Below are 17784 nucleotides of genomic sequence, written 5' to 3' on the forward strand. Positions count from 1 at the left end.
GGCTATCTGTGTTAAACCCCTCCGGGGTTATTGGTTGTAAACCTATTGTAAAAACAACCCCAGCGGGGTTGAATATGAATAGCCCCGGATGAAATCCGGGGACAAGGCGAAGACAGATCGCTGCATAAACTTTTATTTTTAGACAGTCGCTAAGATTTGCAAACTACTGATCCGTCCGGAACGGAGAGGCGGGTAAGCCTTCTTTATTGTAAAGATTGGCGTGAACCGGGTTGTCGGCCCAGGCATAACGAACGTACTGCGGATTAGGCACTTCATCGCTCCAGACCACTACTTGATCCCCCTCAATCCGGGCTTGTGCCCAGACAAACTTCTTATCACTACCCGCAATCGCAAAGTCACCCAGGGGTTCGCCGTCAATGGCCTGCAAGCCACTTCCGACGTTCGTGAAGCTGAGTTTTATTTTGTTTCCCTGTATCGTGGTCGACTGAAACAGCGGTCCGGAAGCGACTATATTTTCGTGATAAACTGTTTTTAGGGCCGTTCGAGCCAGGCGTTCGCCCACGTCTTTTTTGTTATCGGGGTGAATATCATTCCATTCCCCCAAGTCAATCGCCACGGCCATCGCCGTATTCGGCACCGAAAGAGCTTTCAGTTGAGCTTCCCGCATCAGGGCCCAGTTACTCTCGCCGGGCAGGTATTGGTAATCCATGTAGCCGGGCAGTTGTACGTACAAAAAGGGTAGCGATTCCTGTTGCCACAGCCGCCGCCAGTCCTGAATCAGGGCGGGTAACAGTTGAGCATACGCCTGTGGTTGTCCGGCATTACTTTCGCCCTGATACCAGCAAAACCCTTTGATTGCGTAGGGAATAAAGGGAGCAACCATGGCATTAAACAAAGCCGTCGGCTGATTCTGAGCATTTAGGCCTCCCTGGAACTCGCCCCGGGGCTGGGGCTTGAACACAGAGCCAACGTTATACTGCCACGTTCCTTTCAGGTCTACAGTATCGGTTCCGGCAAAAAGGCAGTAGGGCTTATCCGGCACGAAACCACCTTTGCCTCCGGTATTCGTTACCCGAACCACGATCGTGTTTTTCCCTGCCTTTAGTATGTTTGCGGGGACAGGATAACGTCGCTGGGGGTATTGATAAGCCGTTTTTGCAATCAGAATACCATTGATATACAGCTCATCCGCATCGACAATCCGACCCAGAAAAACCTTGGCGGCTTTCCCCACCATCGTCGCCGGAAGTTCCAGCTCCCGCAGATACCAGACGATACCGTTCAGATCTTTCACTCCCTGATCTTCCCAGTATCCAGGAACGTTGATGGGCCGCCAGCCTTTGGAGGAGTCATTGACCTCGTACCACTTCGGGGAGGCTTCCAGACCCGCATCGGTCGGGGCTTGCGGGGTCGTGACTCGCCGCATCAGGCTTTGCACGTAGGCTGTGTCTTTGTTTTTTTGCAAAGTGGCGACTGCGTCGGGAAAGTTTCGCAACCCCTCTTCACTCATCCAGGCTTCAATGGGCGTGCCTCCCACGCTGGCGTTGATGATACCAATCGGGACTTTATACTTTTCATGGAGTGTTTTCGCGAAAAAATAGGCAACTGCCGAAAAGGGCCGAACATCCTCACCCACAGCGGCTTTCCATTGTCCCTGCGGCAACTCGGCCTGCGGGCTTTCCAGGTTGGTCAGCGTCGGTACCCAGAATTGCCGGATTTGGGGGTAATTAGCTGTTTTAATTTCCTGAGCGTAGGTGACATCGTGAATATTCAATTGATGCACCATGTTACTCTGACCACTGCAAAACCAGACATCTCCCAGTAAAATATCCTGAATGGTAATCCGATTACTCCCGGCAATTTCCATCTGAAAAGGCCCACCAGCGGGTAGGGCGGGTAGGCTTATCTGCCATTTACGGTTCGATGATGTAGTGGTCTTATACGTTTTATTTTGGAAACGTACGGTTACTTTTTCGCCGGGGTTGGCCCAGCCCCAAATCGTTAATGGAGTGTCCCGCTGGAGGATCATGCCGTCACTAATGAATTTCGGCAAACGAACCTGAGCGGAAAGCGAAAAGCCAATGAGAACAAGAAAATAAAAAAGGAAAGCTGATTTTTTCATGAAGGTATCGATGAACGAGAATGCTGGCGAGAGCAGCCAGATCACGGAAAGAGTATGGCTACTAAAATACAAGGTAGGCCCTGAGAATGCTAGAACTTTTCAGCTAAACTTTTGCTCAAAGTGTATAGGACTGTCTAAAATGTATAATTGTATAATCCTCATGCGAAGCATAGCTTCTGAAACCCTCTTCGACTGAAAACAGGAAAGCAAGATCAGTAGGTTTATTCGCTTTGGATGACAGGTTTGTAGGGGTAACGGCAGGTGAGAACCTGCCTCATTGAAGGAACGAGATGGAACCTCGCACCAGTGGGCCATGCCAGTCTCTATGGTTTAAACCCAAAATCCCTAATAAAGCCGCCTACCTCACAGGTTCCCCAGTAGCGACGCGACTGTATCTGGGTAAGAGGCGGTTTTGGGTTACCTCTGTATTCCTTACCTACCCCGTGGTTGGTGCCTTACCAAACAATGTTTGCGTACAAACGACTGGGGACTGGTGAGACACCAGCCAGGGCGGAGAGAGTCAAAGGCGATACAGTCGCGTCTCCACTCTTTAAAAACCAAAAAGGCTTTTACCAGATAACAGAGTCTCCCACAGTCGCCGGCTCTAGCGGAGCGACTGCGAGAAAATGAAAGGGACAAATCCATAGACTTCAGTCCCACCGATGCCAGCTTTTTCGCTGGCATCATTCGTCTAACATCCAATTGTTGATATCCATTCCGCAGTCACTCGGCTAGAGCTGAGCGACTGCGGGAGCGACTCGGAGGCATCAGTAAGGTCCTCCGCTCTGCTTGACAGATTGAAATAGAAAATTTTCAGCGGATAGAATATGATGATAAAAAGGCAAATCATATCACTTAAAATAATGATCGATGAGTCACGTATATTCTCAATTAAATCTTCATGATTCAGATCGCTCCTAAGAGATATATTAATAAAAGTGATGAATGTTGCTTTGAAATAATAAATTGTTATGTCTGATTTAACAAGAGTGGTTATGAGGTTTTGCTCATGACATTTATTGATTATAAGAAAATGTAATGGATATTAGAGATATATAATTATATGCTATGATAGCATCGGATTTTACATTCTTTAAATGCTCATTCATGCTTTGTAATTTTTAGTATATTTGAAGAATTTCTGCCGTGGAACAGGTAATTAATAAAATAATTTAAAAATGAGAGAAGCGTTTGTGGCTTATTACCGAGTCTCCACTCAAAAGCAGGGAAGGTCCGGGTTAGGACTTGAAGCCCAGAAGCAGGCCGTTGAAAATTTTGTGACTTCCAGAGGGGAGGTGCTTACTAGCTTTACCGACATCGAATCCGGAAAGAAAAATGAACGGCCCCAACTACAGGCCGCCATCGCCCACTGTAAATCTAATGGAGCCACCTTACTCATCGCGAAACTGGATCGATTGACTCGTAATGTAGCCTTTGTCTTTACCCTTCGGGATTCGGGGGTGAACTTCGTGTGTTGCGACATGCCAGAAGCCAATACCCTCACCATTGGTATCCTGGCTACCATGGCTCAGCACGAGCGAGAGCTGATTGCAGATCGAACGAAAAAAGCTCTGGCCGAAAAGAAAAAAAGGGGTTTTACTTTAGGTACTGCGGCTAACTTAACGGAACAAGCTAAACGCAAAGGAACACTCCATACGCAATTGAATGCCCAGGCCGATCAAAACAACCGCCGGGCCGGAGCGTTCGCGAAGAAACTACGGGATTTTGGGTATAGCTGGGCCGAAATTGCTCGCCAACTTAATGCGAATGGATTTACTACTCGTAGGGGGGGAAGCTTTCAGATTGTGCAGGTTCAGCGGGTTGTTAAACTATTTAAATAACTCATTAATTAGCTTATAATCGTGCATAGTAATGACACAGACGATAGAGGAATTGACTTTGCTTTACATTTAGATTAAGAGAAATATATCAATGTTTAATCGAAAACCATTTTAGAACTAATACTTATTTTTAGGAGATCATTATTTGCCTACGATTTACATGATACTATTTGCCGTATTTAACGATGATAAATGAGATTTGTAAAGATAGAAATTATGGATTGAAAGAATTACCTGAGTTACTGATTACTATTTTTAATAAGACAATATCCTTATTGGAGTTATATCGGGAATTAACTTTAATAAATATAGAGCTTAATAATAATCGTGGATAATTATAGGGTTAAATCTACTAGTATATGATTTTGAATTGGTATTGAATAAATTTTACTTACTATAGAGAATGCAGCAAGTCATTCCATTTTTTTAAATGACTTGCTACGTTTTATCTTACTACTTCTTCAATCCATGTAAAGTAGCATAACTAGATACGGTAAGGCGATGTACTCCAAGGATTCGTGCAATAGCACTGTACGAAACTTTCTTGTCAAGCAACTCCTTAATTCTTTTATCTTGCCCGGTGAGTTTTGTTTTGGCAGATTTACTTCCCACAGGACGACCCAAAATGACTCCTTCGGCTCTTTTTCGTGCTAAGGCTTCTTTGGTACGCTGGGAAATTAGGTTACGCTCTATCTCGGCTGAAAGACCAAAGGCAAAGGCCAGTACTTTAGAGCTGATGTCACTACCTAGACGATAATTGTCTTTAATAGTCCAGACCTGGATGTCACGATTCATACATTCGTTTAGGATACCCATGATCATCAATAAGTTACGACCTAATCTGGATAACTCTGAACAAATAAGTACATCTCCTTTCTTCATCTTCTTGAGTAACTTCCCAAGTTTTCGGTCTTGTAAATCCTTAGAACCTGAAATGGTTTTCTTCAATCCACTTATCAATCACACATACATTTTTTTCACAAAACTGATTAAGTTCATAACGTTGATTTTCAACCGTTTGCCTATCAGTACTTACTCGGATATACCCGTAAATCATTGGCTTAATTATTGGAAAGAAATTGACTAAAATGAAATGTTTAATTTAAACCAAAGTTAGATAGAATAAAACTAGACATTTATTTTAGACAATAAACGAGCCTTTTTGTTAGTCAACATAGCTCACCTTCGGCATTCGTAACTAATGCTAGCTGGGTAGTTTCTTCCCTTATCGAGCAACGCATCAAAGCGAAGATCGAAGCCATGGGTATACCACTAAAAGATTGGAATGTACAAATTAACTATGGAGTTAAAACAGGATACAATGAAGCATTTATCATCGATACTAAGAAAAAAGAAGAAATTATTTCTATTGATCCAAAATCAGTAGAAATTATACGACCAATTCTTAGAGGTCGTGATATTAAGCGTTATAATTATGAATTTGCTGATAAATGGCTAATATCTACTTTTCCGTCTTTGAAGCTAGATATTGATGATTATCCTGCTGTAAAGCAGCATCTTAAAACTTTTGGTATTGAGCGTTTAAATCAGACCGGTCAAACTGGAGCCCGACCAAAAAACTAATAATAAATGGTTTGAAACTCAGGATAGTATAAGTTATTGGACGATTTCTCTAAACAAAAAATCGTTTACCCTAATATGACGAAGTTTCTACCGTTCTACTTAGACATAGAAGGTTACTATCTAAACGATAAATCATTTTTGATAGTGGGGAAAATCTTGCTTATCTAACAGGATTTTTGAATTCTTCTCTATTTAAGTATTTTTATTGATTCTTTTCCTGAATTACAAGGTAGGAACAATAAATAAGAAGTATACTTTTAGAACAGATACATGTATTAAAGATCGATTCTGCTAGAAAATCAATACAATGAAAGAGTATTGTTCGAGAGATCAGAATTAAAAAGGCGAAGACATTGATATAATTTCTAAAGAAAAAGATTATATGATTATGAAAAATTTCAATATGATATGAAGAAATCAATCTTACGAATCTCAAGAAAACCTGAGATATTTTTCTATTGAGATTCGATAAGATTGATTTCTTCACTATCATATTGAAGATTTTTTCATCATATACTAGTTTTTCTAAAAATATTGTATCAATGTTTTCTTGTTTTTTATTCTGAATCTCTCGAACAACTCTTTCAAAGTATTGATTTTCAGCAGAATCGATCTTTAATACATTAATTTTATCTAAAAATATTTTTCTTATTTCCCTTGTTCCACCTTGTAATTCAGGAAAAGAATCAATAAAGCAATACTTAAATAGAGAAGAATTTAAAAAAGCTGTTAGATAAGCAAGATTTTCCCCCTACTATCAAAAATGATTTATCGTTTAGATAGTAACCTTCTATGTCTAAGTAGAACGGTAGAAACTTCGTCATATTAGGGTAAACGATTTTTTGTTTAGAGAAATCGTCCATATATGCACAGTTTCGCAAATTATAGGGAGTTATCCCTTGGTCGGCTCGTTTGATAGTGTAGGATAGAAGGTGTTAAGATAATTTTTAATTGCTGGGTAATCTTCTATATTAATGGGACTTACATCTTTTTCTTTTATACCATTATGGGTATTAATTAACCAAAGGTCAGCATAATCATGAGCATATCTTTTAATATCTCTGCCGCGTAAAATTGGTCGTATAATTTCTGCACTTTTCGTATCTTGCTCTACAAGTTCGTCTTTTTTCTTTCCATCTATAATGAAGGCTTCATTGTAACCTGTCAGTATACCTCTGTAAATATTAATATTCCAATCTTTTAGTGGTATACCCATGGCTTCGATCTTCGCTTTGATGCGTTGCTCGATAAGGGAAGAAACTACCCAGCTAGCATTAGTTACGAATGCCGAAGGTGAGCTATGTTGACTAACAAAAAGGCTCATATTATTTAACACCTCTTCTTTAGCTACACAAGCCAAGGTTTTACCTTGATTTTTTTCCTTAGAAAACATCAGGATGTTGGTATCAACGGTAGCTGAAGCAAATATTTTCAATCCTGCAAAATCAATCAGTAGAATTGGGTTCGTTTTTTCGGCAAAGAATTGACGGGTAGAGACTCCGTAGCCCGCTCTCATCCATTTATTGGATGTGATAAAACAAAGGAAGCCTTTGGATTTTAGTACATTCCATCCATTCTCGTAAAATAACGAATAAATATCCCCGGTTGATTCAAACGTTTGATAGCCAATCTTTTGCAGATTACTACTTTCCGTTCCCATCTTTTGTAACTGTACATAGGGTGGATTACCCAAAAGCACATCAAAGCCCACGAAATCACCATCATCATCAAGAACCTCCGGAAATTCGAAACGCCATTCAAAGGCATTTTCAAACATCTTGTTGTTCTTGATCTCTTCAATATGGGTTTCCAGTTGATCAATCTCTTTCTTTAATTTATCTTGCTTTTGTTTGTTGAGTTTTGCTTCCGCTTTGCTTGGTGCAAAAAGTTGATGCTGAGTCATATTATACAACTCACCGTTTAGCCTAAAGAGCTTTTTCTTTTTAGGATCATTATTATTGATTTCTGTCCGAAAGTCGCTTTTGATGCGGTTAATCAATTGCTCCATCTCACGCTTCTGATCCTTGTTTTCTGCGTTGCGATAGGTTTGTACGGCTGCCTTATAGCTTTCAATTGAAATCTTGTTCTTTTTGAGTGCCTGACTCAAATCGGCATCCAGGCCGTAGCGGCTAACTAGTGAATTTCCCCATTTGATGTTTATATCAATATTAGGCAGTGTTTCTAATGCTCTAGCGGTGGTATTATGGGGGGCAGTCGTGTAATAGGCATTCTTTAATAACTCAATCCATAAGCGTAAACGGCAGATTTTTACGGAGTTAGGATTTAGATCGACTCCGAAGAGACAGTTCTCAATAATGGTTTGCTTTTCATGAAAAATAGTCTCCTGAACCCGCTGACTTTCTGGGTTATTGGGGTTGTATTCGAATAACAGGCCATCTTCGTCCGTGATAATCAGTTCATCGTTGACTACTTCGATGTGATAACCCTTGAGCCTTCGTTTGCCAGTTCGGTCAAGCAGTATCTCCAAATCATTTTTAATACTAATGATTTCATTCAGTGCAGATACCAAGAAGTGCCCAGAACCAACGGCAGGGTCACATATCTTTAAACTATTAATGATTTGATTGGCCTCGTCCCTGTCTTTTACTTCATCATAGAGGTGATCTATATCGACACAACTCCAACCCTTTACTTCATTGAATTTTTGTACAACAGCCTTTCGGATGGTTTCCCGGCACATGTACATGGTTATAAAACCGGGGGTAAAGAAAGAACCGTCTTTGTAGCCATTGATCTTTTCAAAGATTAGCCCTAATACCGAGGCATTGATCAGCGTTTTGTTATCCTCCTGAATTTCTTCTGACCCTTCTCCACTGAACTCATAGGCATTTAGAAATTCGAAGAAATATTCCAGAGCGTTAAGCTCACCCGTTCGCTTTTTACCTTCCTTGGTTTTCAAAACCGTCGTCGATAGAATAGGTAAGGTGTAGTCATCTCTCAGGTTGCTGATGAAAATAGAGACATGCTCCATTTCCGTGGGCTCGAATAGTGAGCTATTGAGGTAGGGAACTGTTGAAAAAAGCTTCTGAGATTCAGGTTCCCTTTTTTCTGGTTTTCTGGCTAATACCTGAAAAAAGAGACTATTGAGATCGTCATAGTTTTTAATTTTCCCCGTATTTAAGAAGGCATACAGAGAGTCACTTTTCTTAGCTTGACCAGCTCTTGAGTTATACTTAATCAGTTGAGCTTCAAGTAATTTTAAGAATAAAATACGATTTACCCACGTAATGACCAATTCAAGGCTAACATTAAAAAACCGTTCATCACTAGAATTACCGAATTGACTCGGTTTGTCAAAGCGAGATAATTTATCAAGGCTATCTATCTGACTAATAGCATTTTCCATCAAAGAACCTTTATCCCGCTCGCCCTCTTTCTTGCGTTCTATGATTCGCTTGCTGCCATCCTTCGTTTCGGTTAGCCCAATGATGTGGAGAAGTTCACTGTAAAAGCTTTTGTCTAACGAATTGCTATCATTAGCAAAGGGAAGCTTAAGTAAATGCTCGGGAGATAATAACTTGTATAAAGCAATTAACTGATGATCATCCTGTTTATCCTGATTCCGTAAGGGTTTATTGAATTCCCGAATGTCAAAATGAGTAAAGGGTACTTCAATCTGAATGGTCGAGATTGCCGGTTCAGCAATCTCTTTATAAAAATATTCTGTTTTACGATCCCCGAGTCTACCTGCTTCGAAATCAATAAACTTTTGAACCAATCGCTTGTTCTGGGCGAAGACTCGTTCAAAAATACTTCCATCAAAAATGAACCACTCGTAAATGTTGGAAGCAATTACGTGTTTAATTTCTATGTTCTTACCCGTGATGCGTTCCCGTAAATAATATAAAAGTAGTTCCTGGAAAGCTTTCGTATTAAGCTTTCCAAGGCTTAACATTTCTGCCTTATTGGTGGGTTTTTTAATTTCAAGTATAACGCCTACTGAAGTGTGGGAAGAGTTTCCATTATGAATGACTAAATCATTACGACCCTTCGTGTTGATATAATGGTTAGGCGAGTAATACGTGGCTTCTAAAAAACGAGAAACAATATTCTTATGAAACTCTTCAGATTCCAGCTCATGAACCTGATCTAGCACCTGAATCAGGTTCTTTTTGAATTTTTCAATATCAATTCGATTAGGCTTAACTTTTAGAAAGGATTTGTTAATTACCTGGCGGGGTTTCAGTAAAGAAAAACTCATAATCATTGATTTCTATTGGTGCGGATTTGGTTAATTATAAAGTCAACCAAAATAAGAAATATAATCAATGATTAGATCTATTGTATATTTAATATTAACCTGAGCTATAAGGGTTAATTTAAAAATATATTACTTTCTACTTACAAATGAGTGAAGTTCTCTATGGATAGAAGGATGAACGATACTCGACGTTGTTCCGAGTAGGCTAAATGAGAACTGACCCACTCGTCGATATACCGATGAGAAATAAGTTGTTTGAACTCTTCTACGAGATAGGTCCGAATCGTTCCGGTGGTTTGAGCAAGCTCTGCCCAGATTGTATTTCTGTTATTGAGTAGGTAAATTATATCTTCAAAATCTGTACTTAGCCTTCCATCATTTCCTCCCCGGCTTTTGAAAGCTTCTAGCTTTGTAGCTAAGAAATAAACCGGATGGAAAATACGGATAGTAATGCCTTCATCAATAGAAACATGGATTGCTTGCTTGAAGCCTTCCGCGTACCATCTATTGCTAAAACCTAGTATTGCCCCAGATGTAGGCATAACGTCTACTACTATTCCTTGTATTTTATAACGGCATATAACGCCCGATTCCGTATCATGAACAAACCTTTTTTGCGAAGCTTTTCTTCAATAGTAGCATATTCATTGCAATGAGCTAGCTCAATCAGAATGTCTACATCATTGGTTGGGCGAATTTCTTCTGCTGGACGATCTTTGTAAAGAGAAACGGTTGCTCCTCCCACAAAAAGTACTTCATCCCCTAACTCCTCCAGAGCCAAGTAGACCGCTTTGATTCTCGTTATATTTTGTTGATGGCTCATAAAATGGACTTTTCTAATTCTTCTTTAGCAATGAGTATTTCTCTGGCTTGGCCAACTCTGAGAATATCAATGCTGGCTAACATTTTGTAGAATATCTCGTCCTTTTGAATGGCAGCAGGAACTCCAGGGTATAAGGGTTTGATGGCTTGCCCCCTGGTATCTCCGTCCTCATAAGGCCAGACCAGCTCTTGGCTACTTATTAATTTTTCTCTAAAATAAGGATGAGAGTGGGCAGTTTTTATTCCAGTAACTAGAGAGCCAGGATTGACGGGGAAGGTATAGGGAAGTCCAAATTGTAAAAACTCGTATAAACGTTGCCTGAATACCTTTTTTCGGTCTTCCTGATAAAGTCCTGAAAAGGCACTTCTTCTTAAAGACTGAGATATCTCAGACAAGCTAATATCTAAAGCAACGCTTAAATCACGATATTGCCAGGGCTTGTTCTCGTTGGAGAGTAGTACTATCTTCAGGAGAATAGCAATATCGTGCGGTCTCATACCCTTGTGATCATTCATGATTCAAATATAGCACTTGTTTGCTGTTTGCAAATCGCGAACAGCAAACAAGTGCTATATTTTTATATATCCAAAATAAAAAGCAATTAAGGCAAAGGGATTAAACTTCAACTATTTTGAGCGGTCGTCATGTAAATTCTTAGATTCGGATACTAGTACTTAATGTATGGTATAATCTACATAGGTATCCTCTTGCCCCCTGCTTGTTTACTAAGGTCTGCGGCTTGCATAAACGTAAAAATTTCCAGGGTTTGTTCGGGCGTTACCGGAGCTTTTCCGGTTTTAAAAAATTGAATGATTTCATCAATTAGAGGTCGATAGCCACTGAATGGGCCTAAGGTAGCGATGCCTTTTTCTCCGAAGGCTGTTCCGGCGATGGAGGCAGTCCCTTTGCGAATGCCCCGAACGGTTCCAATTCTTCCGTCACTCCAAACGCCCGTGATTAAATCAGTGTCCGGTTCGTGTATTCTGCTCACGCTTTTACAGCCCGAACCCATCAGGGTAAAGAGCATTTCAACGCCGTGAATGCCGTACCAGGCCATATCCAAATGGTTCTTGTCAATCTCGGCGGGGGTATACACATCCGCTCCCAGCACTTTACCTATCGTCCCTTTCACTACCTGTTGGACACTCGGCTCAAAGCGTAAAGCCGAGGAAGAAAACATCGGCGTTTGGTAATCCGAAGCTGCTTTGAAAATGGCCTGGGCACCGGCCATGTTGGGAGCAATGGGTTTATCGATAAATACGGGTTTTCGGGCTTTCAGAACGGGTAATACCTGAGAGAGGTGCGGCCTACCGTCATTGGTTTCCAGCAGTACATAATCTACTTTCTCAAGTAAGGCTTCAATGGAATCGACTAATTCGACGCCTAACTTTTTAACGCCTTCGATGACTCCCGGCTTAAGCTTTAGGGCCGAGGGTATATCCTTGCTACCTTCAGGATAAGCGGCTACGACTTTAAAGCCATCATACGAACCTTCATTAATCAACTTTGTAAAGATTTGACTGTGAGAGGTATCTAGCCCAATAATTCCGATACGGTTCGCCTCTGGTGGGGACGTTTTGTGGAAAAGAAAAGGCAGGCTGCAACCGGCAAGTGTACTGGTTTCGAGAAATTTTCGTCGGGTTAACATGAACGGTGAATGAATCTTTAGAAGTGAAAGTATAGCGAAAATCTGGAGCTTTAAATGTGATCTGAATCTGCCCTGTCAGTTGAATTTTTGGATTCATTTGAGCCGTCGTCAGGTGGAATTTCATGGAAGAAAAGCGAGATTAAAAGCGTTTCTGTTAGCACAAAAACATAATTCTGATTACATTGCTTTGTTTCTTTTTGAAAAGGATGGAGTCAGATCTACGGATCGAAAGACACGTTCTGATTGAACGGAACTTCCCGTTCAGATCAGCTTATTGAATGAATAATTACGATGACTAAACTAGTCGAGTCACCCAAAGCTTCCAGTAAAAGTTTCGATCCTAAACGTAGCATTCTGAGTTATTTTGCTAATGTTGGTAATGCCATCATTCCTGAGCTAGGGAAGGAATTATCCATTAGTGTGCCCAAGGTTACTTCGGTTGTCAATGAATTGATAGCGGAAGGGCTGGTGCAGGATTATGGCAAAATTGAATCGTCGGGTGGTCGGAAGCCTAACCTGTATGGGGTGGTTCCTCATTCGGCGTTTTTTCTGGGGGTGGATGTAAAGCAGACGCATATCAACATAGGCTTACTGGACTTGCAGAAAAACCTGCTGAAAGTAACCGAACACCTTCCCTTTGTTCTGGATAACACGCAGGTATCCCTGGATACGTTGTGTGAGCATATCAATGCATTCATCGAAGAGTTAACCGTGCCACGGACGAAAATTTTAGGCATTGGCATTAACCTCTCGGGCCGCATTAATTACGAAACGGGTTACAGTTATAGCTTTTACTTCTTCGAAGAACGTCCGCTGAGTGAGGTCATTGAGAAAAAGGTAGGAATCAAAGTTTTTTTGGAAAATGACTCACGGGCTATGGCCTACGGGGAATTTTGTACGGGCGTAGTAGACCGGGAACAGAACGTATTTTTTCTCAACCTGGATTACGGCATTGGCGTGGGCATACTCATTGAAGGCCAGTTGTATTACGGTAAATCTGGTTATGCGGGCGAACTCGGACACGTGCCTATTTTTGATAACGAAATTATCTGTCATTGTGGTAAAAAAGGGTGTCTGGAAACCGAAGCTTCGGGTTGGGCTTTAACCCGCATGTTTCGGGAAAAACTCAATGAAGGATCAACCTCGGTGCTGACCCGCAAGGGATTATCGCCGGATCAAATTCAGATGCAGGACATCATCGCCGCCGCCCTCAATGACGATGTATTAGCCATTGAACTCATTGCCAAACTCGGCGAAAATGTGGGTCGGGGCATTGCTTTCCTTATTAATGTGTTTAATCCTGAGTTAGTGATTCTGGGCGGCAGTCTGGCTCAGACGCAGGAATACATTCAATTACCCGTTAAAACTGCTTTGAATAAATATTCCTTAAGTCTGGTGAATAAAGACACGGAGGTAAAGATGTCCAGTCTGGGCGAGCACGCCGGAATTATCGGGGCCTGTCTGCTGGTAAGAGATCGCGTTCTTTCGCTTATCTAAGCTCTCCTTATTAGTCATCCCGAATAACTTGCTTTGGGATTATCTTCCTGATGGAGAGAACGTTGTTCGTCCGCGACTTTGTCGCGGATGGCTGAGAAAGGCGTCTGTGACACTCAGTATTACCAACGCTTTTTTCGGGTAACGCTGATGAACCGTAAACGCCCTCAACGATCATCTTTAACAAATAGAGAGACAAGTGAAGGTTGTCTCTCTATTTTAGTAAAACTAGCTTCTCAGGTCTGGCTTACTTGGTAGATACGGAGCGGGAAGGTTCCATGTATACCCAGTCTACGTAGAACAGTTCCTTTTTCGGTGCAGACTGCGGATTGACAAACACGAAGTACAGGTCATGGAAACCCTTCGTTGCCTTTACCTGAGCTAGCATTTCCTTCCATTCGGGTCGGGAAGAGCCCGCCGCTGGTACGGTTAAACTGCTTACCAATGGCCCCTGCGGGCTATCGAGCCGCAACTCAATGGTGCCGCCAGGTGCCTGACTCTGAATCCGATATTTAAGTTGCTGAATCCCATTAAGATCCAATTGATTGAAAACCACATAGGTCTGATGGTAAATCTTGCGAATGTAAGAGACAAAATCCGTGCTGGCTGTAGCAATAATCACGCCGACATTACCCCGGTCATTATCTTCCATCTGAAGCAGTGGATTTCTCAGGAGCAGATGCTTCCGAGTGGTAAGGGCTTCAATCCCATGAGCTCCCTGATCGGTATATTGAGCCAGGAAAACATACGCTCCTTCGGCGGATTTTCCTTCGTGGCCTGTCAAAGTAAGGCTACCATTCGAAGGAAGCTTTTTTTGCTCATCCCCCAGCGAAAGAATGTAACTGACCATTTCCTGAGCATCGGCTTTGGGTAGGTCAGGGTGAGGACTCATGGCGTATTTACCCCAGACACCGCTACCACCCTTGATGACTTTTTCGGTAAGGGTTTCTAGCACTTTCGTTCCTTTATATTTTTGGGCAATTGCCTGCAAACTGGGGCCAATGGATGCGGAAGCCAAAGCATGGCATGATTTACAATCTGACGCTTCGAAAAGACTTTTCCCCTGGGCGTGAGCAGAAATCTGGTGCGTATTTCCGGTCAGTACACTCGCCATATCTTTTCCGAAGGGTAAGTAGGTAAAAGAGATTTGCGTGCGTTTCGGATCAATCCGCTGGTCTTCCGGGTCTTTAATGCTGACCCGATAATCCAGTTTACTTTTATCCCAGTAAAAGCTCTGATTTTGAGCTGACTGAATCTGGACAGTAGGAGGAGTATTACCTACTTTCACCTGAACGCTGGTCGTACTTTCCGCTCCTTTGGAATCGGTTACTGTTAGTAAAACAGGATGAATACCGACTTTCGTAAACACATGGGTCAGCTCTTTCCCCGGATAGGTTCTGGACCCCACCTTCCAGCTAAAACGCAGGCTGTCTTCGGGATCGTAGTCTTTAGAGTTGGCTGCTGAAAAGCTTACTTTCAAAGGGGCAGCTCCGACTGTCTGATTGGCCTGAATGTCAGCAATGGGTCGGCGATTACCTTCGGCGTATTCAATGCGGTAGAGTCCGGCATCCGCATTATTGGCAAACCAGTTGGTGCCGTAGGCAAGCAGGTAGATCGAACCATCCCGGTTAAACTGCATATCAATGGGAGCCACGTAGTTCAGATGGCTCAGGAAAGGCTCCATGCTTTGATAGTTACCCTTTTCGTCTAAAGTAACAGCCATAATCCAGCGACGAATCCAGTCGTAAATGAAGACCTTGCCTTCATAATAGGCGGGCAGACGATACGGAGCATTTTTAAATTCATCCTGGTAATAGACAGGTCCAGCCATGGCACTAGCTCCCCCTTTACCCACCAGAGGCCAGCGTTTGGAAGGCCCTTTGCCGTACCAGATCAGAGCGGGCTGGGCGGCAGGAAGCTCTTTAAGACCCGTGTTATGAGGGGAGTTATTGACCGGATGGGCGGGGTCCTGTTTAGGGCCTTCTTTTTTGGTAGCAAAGTCGTATTTAGGGAAGGCTTCGTTGTTTCCCAGAAAATAAGGATACCCAAAAAAGCCCGGTTTGCGAGCCTGATTGATTTCGTCGTAACTCAGCGTACCTTCTTCAGCGGGAACCTGCGTATCCGGGCCCACGTCACCCCAGTAAACAAATCCATTTTTGGGATCTACGGAAATGCGAAAGGGGTTTCGGCAACCCATGACGTAAATTTCAGGCCGACCTTTAGAGCCATCTTTGGGAAAAAGGTTACCATCGGGAATGCTGTAGGTTCCGTCGGCTTCGGGTTTAATACGAAGAATCTTCCCCCGCAAGTCATTACTATTGGCCGTAGAAGCCTGATCGTCCGACAGCTCGCGACCGGGACGTTCGTCGGTAGGGTTATGCCCCTCTATTTCCTCGGCATTGGTATTATCGCCCGTGGCTAAATACAACTCGCCCTGTTTTGAGAAAGTGAGGTAACCCGCTGAGTGACAGCAATATTTTCGCTGGGTAGGAATTTCAAGTAATACTTTTTTCGAAGCGGTAACAAGCTGATTATCCCGGAATTCATAGCGAGCGAGCTGACTTACCCAACGATCTCCCCCCACGCCGTAATACAGGTAAATCCAGTGGTTTTGTTCGTAATTTGGGTCAGCCGTAATGCCTAGAAAGCCATCTTCAATGCCGCTAAAGACATTCAAAGTAGCAATTTTAAGCAGTTGTTTCTGGGAGGCGTCGTATTTTCTAAGGCCGCCTTTTCGCTCGGCAATCAGGACATCGTTATTCGGTAATATCGCTATGCCCATCGGCTCATCCAAGCCCTGAACGAGAGGAATGGACGTAAACCTGCTGCTGTCAGGTTGAGCCTGAAACGCGGTTTTTTTCGAAAAAGTATAGCTGGTCAAGCAACCCAGTATACCCAGAACTAGCACTGGAATTTTCATAAAGCAAACGAATAAAGAGGTTAATAAACCTGGATTATTTAGCCCGTTTTTCCAGGTCGGCTAAGGAAACTTCCAGAAGCCTGCCCAGCGGTTTACCCGCCCGGTACGCCAGTACCTTGATCCGGTCAGAACCTTTGGGAAAGAGGAATGGCTGCGTATACAAAGGAGCGTAAGAGTCTGGTAACGTGTTATCCGTCGTATAGTAAAGTTGAGTTCCCGGGATCTCGTGTTCCAGTACAATCTCCAGCGAACCCGAAGGATGTTTCTGAACGCTTACGAAAGGATTATACACACTGCGGGCATAGTTAACGCCCTGTTCATCGAAACGCTTGAAATGATTTTCTACCCGGTTCAGGAATTCCGGGAAATCTCTTTTTCTGCGGGGCGACCATAAAATTTCAGCGATGGCAAAAGCCCTGGGCCAGGTCATGTATTCCACGTGCCGGGCGTGGGGGACGTTTTCCGTCCACAAATTCCCCTGACCCCCCAATACCAGAGCTGCATCTACACTATCGGGCAGCGGTTCCAGCGTATACGTAGTGGATAACTTCGCATTTCCGTAGGAAGCCGGTTCTGCGGCAGGATCGCCCTGGTACAAATCCAGGTAAGAGAACTGGAAGGGAGTCATAATAACCGGGTGATTTTGCTTCGCCGCTTCAATCCCCCCGCGTAAGCCATGCCAGCTCATAACCGTAGCATCGGGAGCGAGTCCGCCCTCCAGAATTTCATCCCAGCCGATGAGTTTTTTACCCTTGGACTGCACGATTTTCTCGACCCGTTTGATGAAATAACTCTGTAATTCCTCCACGTTTTTAAGTTGATGCGTTTGCATGGTTTGCCGGCAGCTTTCGCATTTTTCCCAGAAACCCTTGTACGCTTCGTCGCCTCCCACGTGGATGTAGGGAGCGGGGAAAAGCTGAGCTACTTCCGTAAAGACCTGATCAATAAAAGCGTAAGTGCTTTCATTACAGGGATTTAAAGTATTGTCCTTCAACTTATAAAATTTGCCGTTGGGGGGGACTTCGGCAGGAGCTTGGTCACAGGTCAGGTGCGGGTAGGCGGCAATGGCCGACATGATATGACCAGGCATGTCTATTTCAGGAATAACCGTGATGTGTCTTTGCTGAGCGTAGGCCACCACCTCCCTGATGTCGTCCTGGGTATAAAAT

11 protein-coding genes and 1 pseudogene are annotated in these 17784 nt (G+C 42.9%); 3 read left to right on the forward strand and 9 right to left on the reverse strand.

The features are described 5' to 3' along the window. Window positions 1-163 precede the first annotated feature (163 nt). The gene (locus QE390_RS00535; protein ID WP_307140643.1) at window positions 164-2083 is read right to left on the reverse strand and encodes a sialate O-acetylesterase; all 1920 of its coding nucleotides are present in this window, start codon (window positions 2081-2083) and stop codon (window positions 164-166) included. A gap of 1178 nt (window positions 2084-3261) precedes the next feature. Here QE390_RS00535 and QE390_RS00540 point away from each other — a divergent pair. Further along, on the forward strand, window positions 3262-3924 hold the full coding sequence (locus QE390_RS00540) for a recombinase family protein (protein WP_307140644.1): 663 nt from the start codon (window positions 3262-3264) through the stop codon (window positions 3922-3924). Between the two features lie 453 nt (window positions 3925-4377). Here the strand turns inward: QE390_RS00540 and QE390_RS00545 are convergent. After that, window positions 4378-4981: pseudogene (locus tag QE390_RS00545) on the reverse strand (master DNA invertase Mpi family serine-type recombinase). 203 nt (window positions 4982-5184) lie between these two features. Between QE390_RS00545 and QE390_RS00555 the strand changes: the two are divergent. Further along, window positions 5185-5508, forward strand: a complete 324-nt coding sequence (locus tag QE390_RS00555; RefSeq protein WP_307140646.1) for a hypothetical protein — start codon at window positions 5185-5187, stop codon at window positions 5506-5508. An 892-nt stretch (window positions 5509-6400) separates the two neighbouring features. Here QE390_RS00555 and QE390_RS00560 read toward each other — a convergent pair. From QE390_RS00560 to QE390_RS00580, 5 genes are all read right to left on the reverse strand, one after another. Next, window positions 6401-9625, reverse strand: a complete 3225-nt coding sequence (locus QE390_RS00560; protein ID WP_307140647.1) for an Eco57I restriction-modification methylase domain-containing protein — start codon at window positions 9623-9625, stop codon at window positions 6401-6403. A gap of 245 nt (window positions 9626-9870) precedes the next feature. After that, the gene (locus QE390_RS00565) at window positions 9871-10272 is read right to left on the reverse strand and encodes a hypothetical protein (protein WP_307140648.1); all 402 of its coding nucleotides are present in this window, start codon (window positions 10270-10272) and stop codon (window positions 9871-9873) included. A gap of 11 nt (window positions 10273-10283) precedes the next feature. Continuing rightward, window positions 10284-10553, reverse strand: a complete 270-nt coding sequence (locus QE390_RS00570; RefSeq protein ID WP_307140649.1) for a hypothetical protein — start codon at window positions 10551-10553, stop codon at window positions 10284-10286. After that, entirely contained in the window at window positions 10550-11068 is a 519-nt protein-coding gene (locus tag QE390_RS00575; RefSeq protein WP_232793836.1) for a hypothetical protein, read from the reverse strand. The genes QE390_RS00570 and QE390_RS00575 overlap by 4 nt, the downstream gene beginning before the upstream one ends. Before the next feature lie 176 nt (window positions 11069-11244). Continuing rightward, a complete protein-coding gene (locus tag QE390_RS00580) occupies window positions 11245-12201 on the reverse strand; it encodes a Gfo/Idh/MocA family protein (protein WP_307140650.1) in 957 nt (318 codons plus the stop codon). Window positions 12202-12492: 291 nt separating this feature from the next. On the opposite strand from QE390_RS00580, the gene QE390_RS00585 reads away from it, so the two are divergent. After that, complete coding sequence (locus QE390_RS00585; protein ID WP_307140651.1) at window positions 12493-13698, forward strand: ROK family protein; 1206 nt, start codon at window positions 12493-12495, stop codon at window positions 13696-13698. A 244-nt stretch (window positions 13699-13942) separates the two neighbouring features. Here the strand turns inward: QE390_RS00585 and QE390_RS00590 are convergent, their stop codons facing one another. Both QE390_RS00590 and QE390_RS00595 read right to left on the reverse strand, forming a co-directional pair. Next, the gene (locus tag QE390_RS00590) at window positions 13943-16615 is read right to left on the reverse strand and encodes a PQQ-dependent sugar dehydrogenase (RefSeq protein WP_307140652.1); all 2673 of its coding nucleotides are present in this window, start codon (window positions 16613-16615) and stop codon (window positions 13943-13945) included. Window positions 16616-16649: 34 nt separating this feature from the next. Next, a partial coding sequence (locus QE390_RS00595) for a beta-N-acetylhexosaminidase (RefSeq protein WP_307140653.1) occupies window positions 16650-17784 on the reverse strand: 1135 nt, incomplete at its 5' end.

It is taken from the genome of Siphonobacter sp. SORGH_AS_1065 (genome assembly GCF_030818595.1).
In the GTDB taxonomy this organism is placed as follows: Bacteria; Bacteroidota; Bacteroidia; order Cytophagales; family Spirosomataceae; genus Siphonobacter.

Bases quoted from the DNA above. Each gene is read 5' to 3' on its own strand.
- QE390_RS00535 (WP_307140643.1), bottom strand. From the start codon at position 2,083: ATGAAAAAATCAGCTTTCCTTTTTTATTTTCTTGTTCTCATTGGCTTT.
- QE390_RS00585 (WP_307140651.1), top strand. From the start codon at position 12,493: ATGACTAAACTAGTCGAGTCACCCAAAGCTTCCAGTAAAAGTTTCGAT.
- QE390_RS00590 (WP_307140652.1), bottom strand. From the start codon at position 16,615: ATGAAAATTCCAGTGCTAGTTCTGGGTATACTGGGTTGCTTGACCAGC.
- QE390_RS00540 (WP_307140644.1), top strand. From the start codon at position 3,262: ATGAGAGAAGCGTTTGTGGCTTATTACCGAGTCTCCACTCAAAAGCAG.
- QE390_RS00575 (WP_232793836.1), bottom strand. From the start codon at position 11,068: ATGAATGATCACAAGGGTATGAGACCGCACGATATTGCTATTCTCCTG.
- QE390_RS00570 (WP_307140649.1), bottom strand. From the start codon at position 10,553: ATGAGCCATCAACAAAATATAACGAGAATCAAAGCGGTCTACTTGGCT.
- QE390_RS00580 (WP_307140650.1), bottom strand. From the start codon at position 12,201: ATGTTAACCCGACGAAAATTTCTCGAAACCAGTACACTTGCCGGTTGC.
- QE390_RS00555 (WP_307140646.1), top strand. From the start codon at position 5,185: ATGGGTATACCACTAAAAGATTGGAATGTACAAATTAACTATGGAGTT.
- QE390_RS00565 (WP_307140648.1), bottom strand. From the start codon at position 10,272: ATGCCTACATCTGGGGCAATACTAGGTTTTAGCAATAGATGGTACGCG.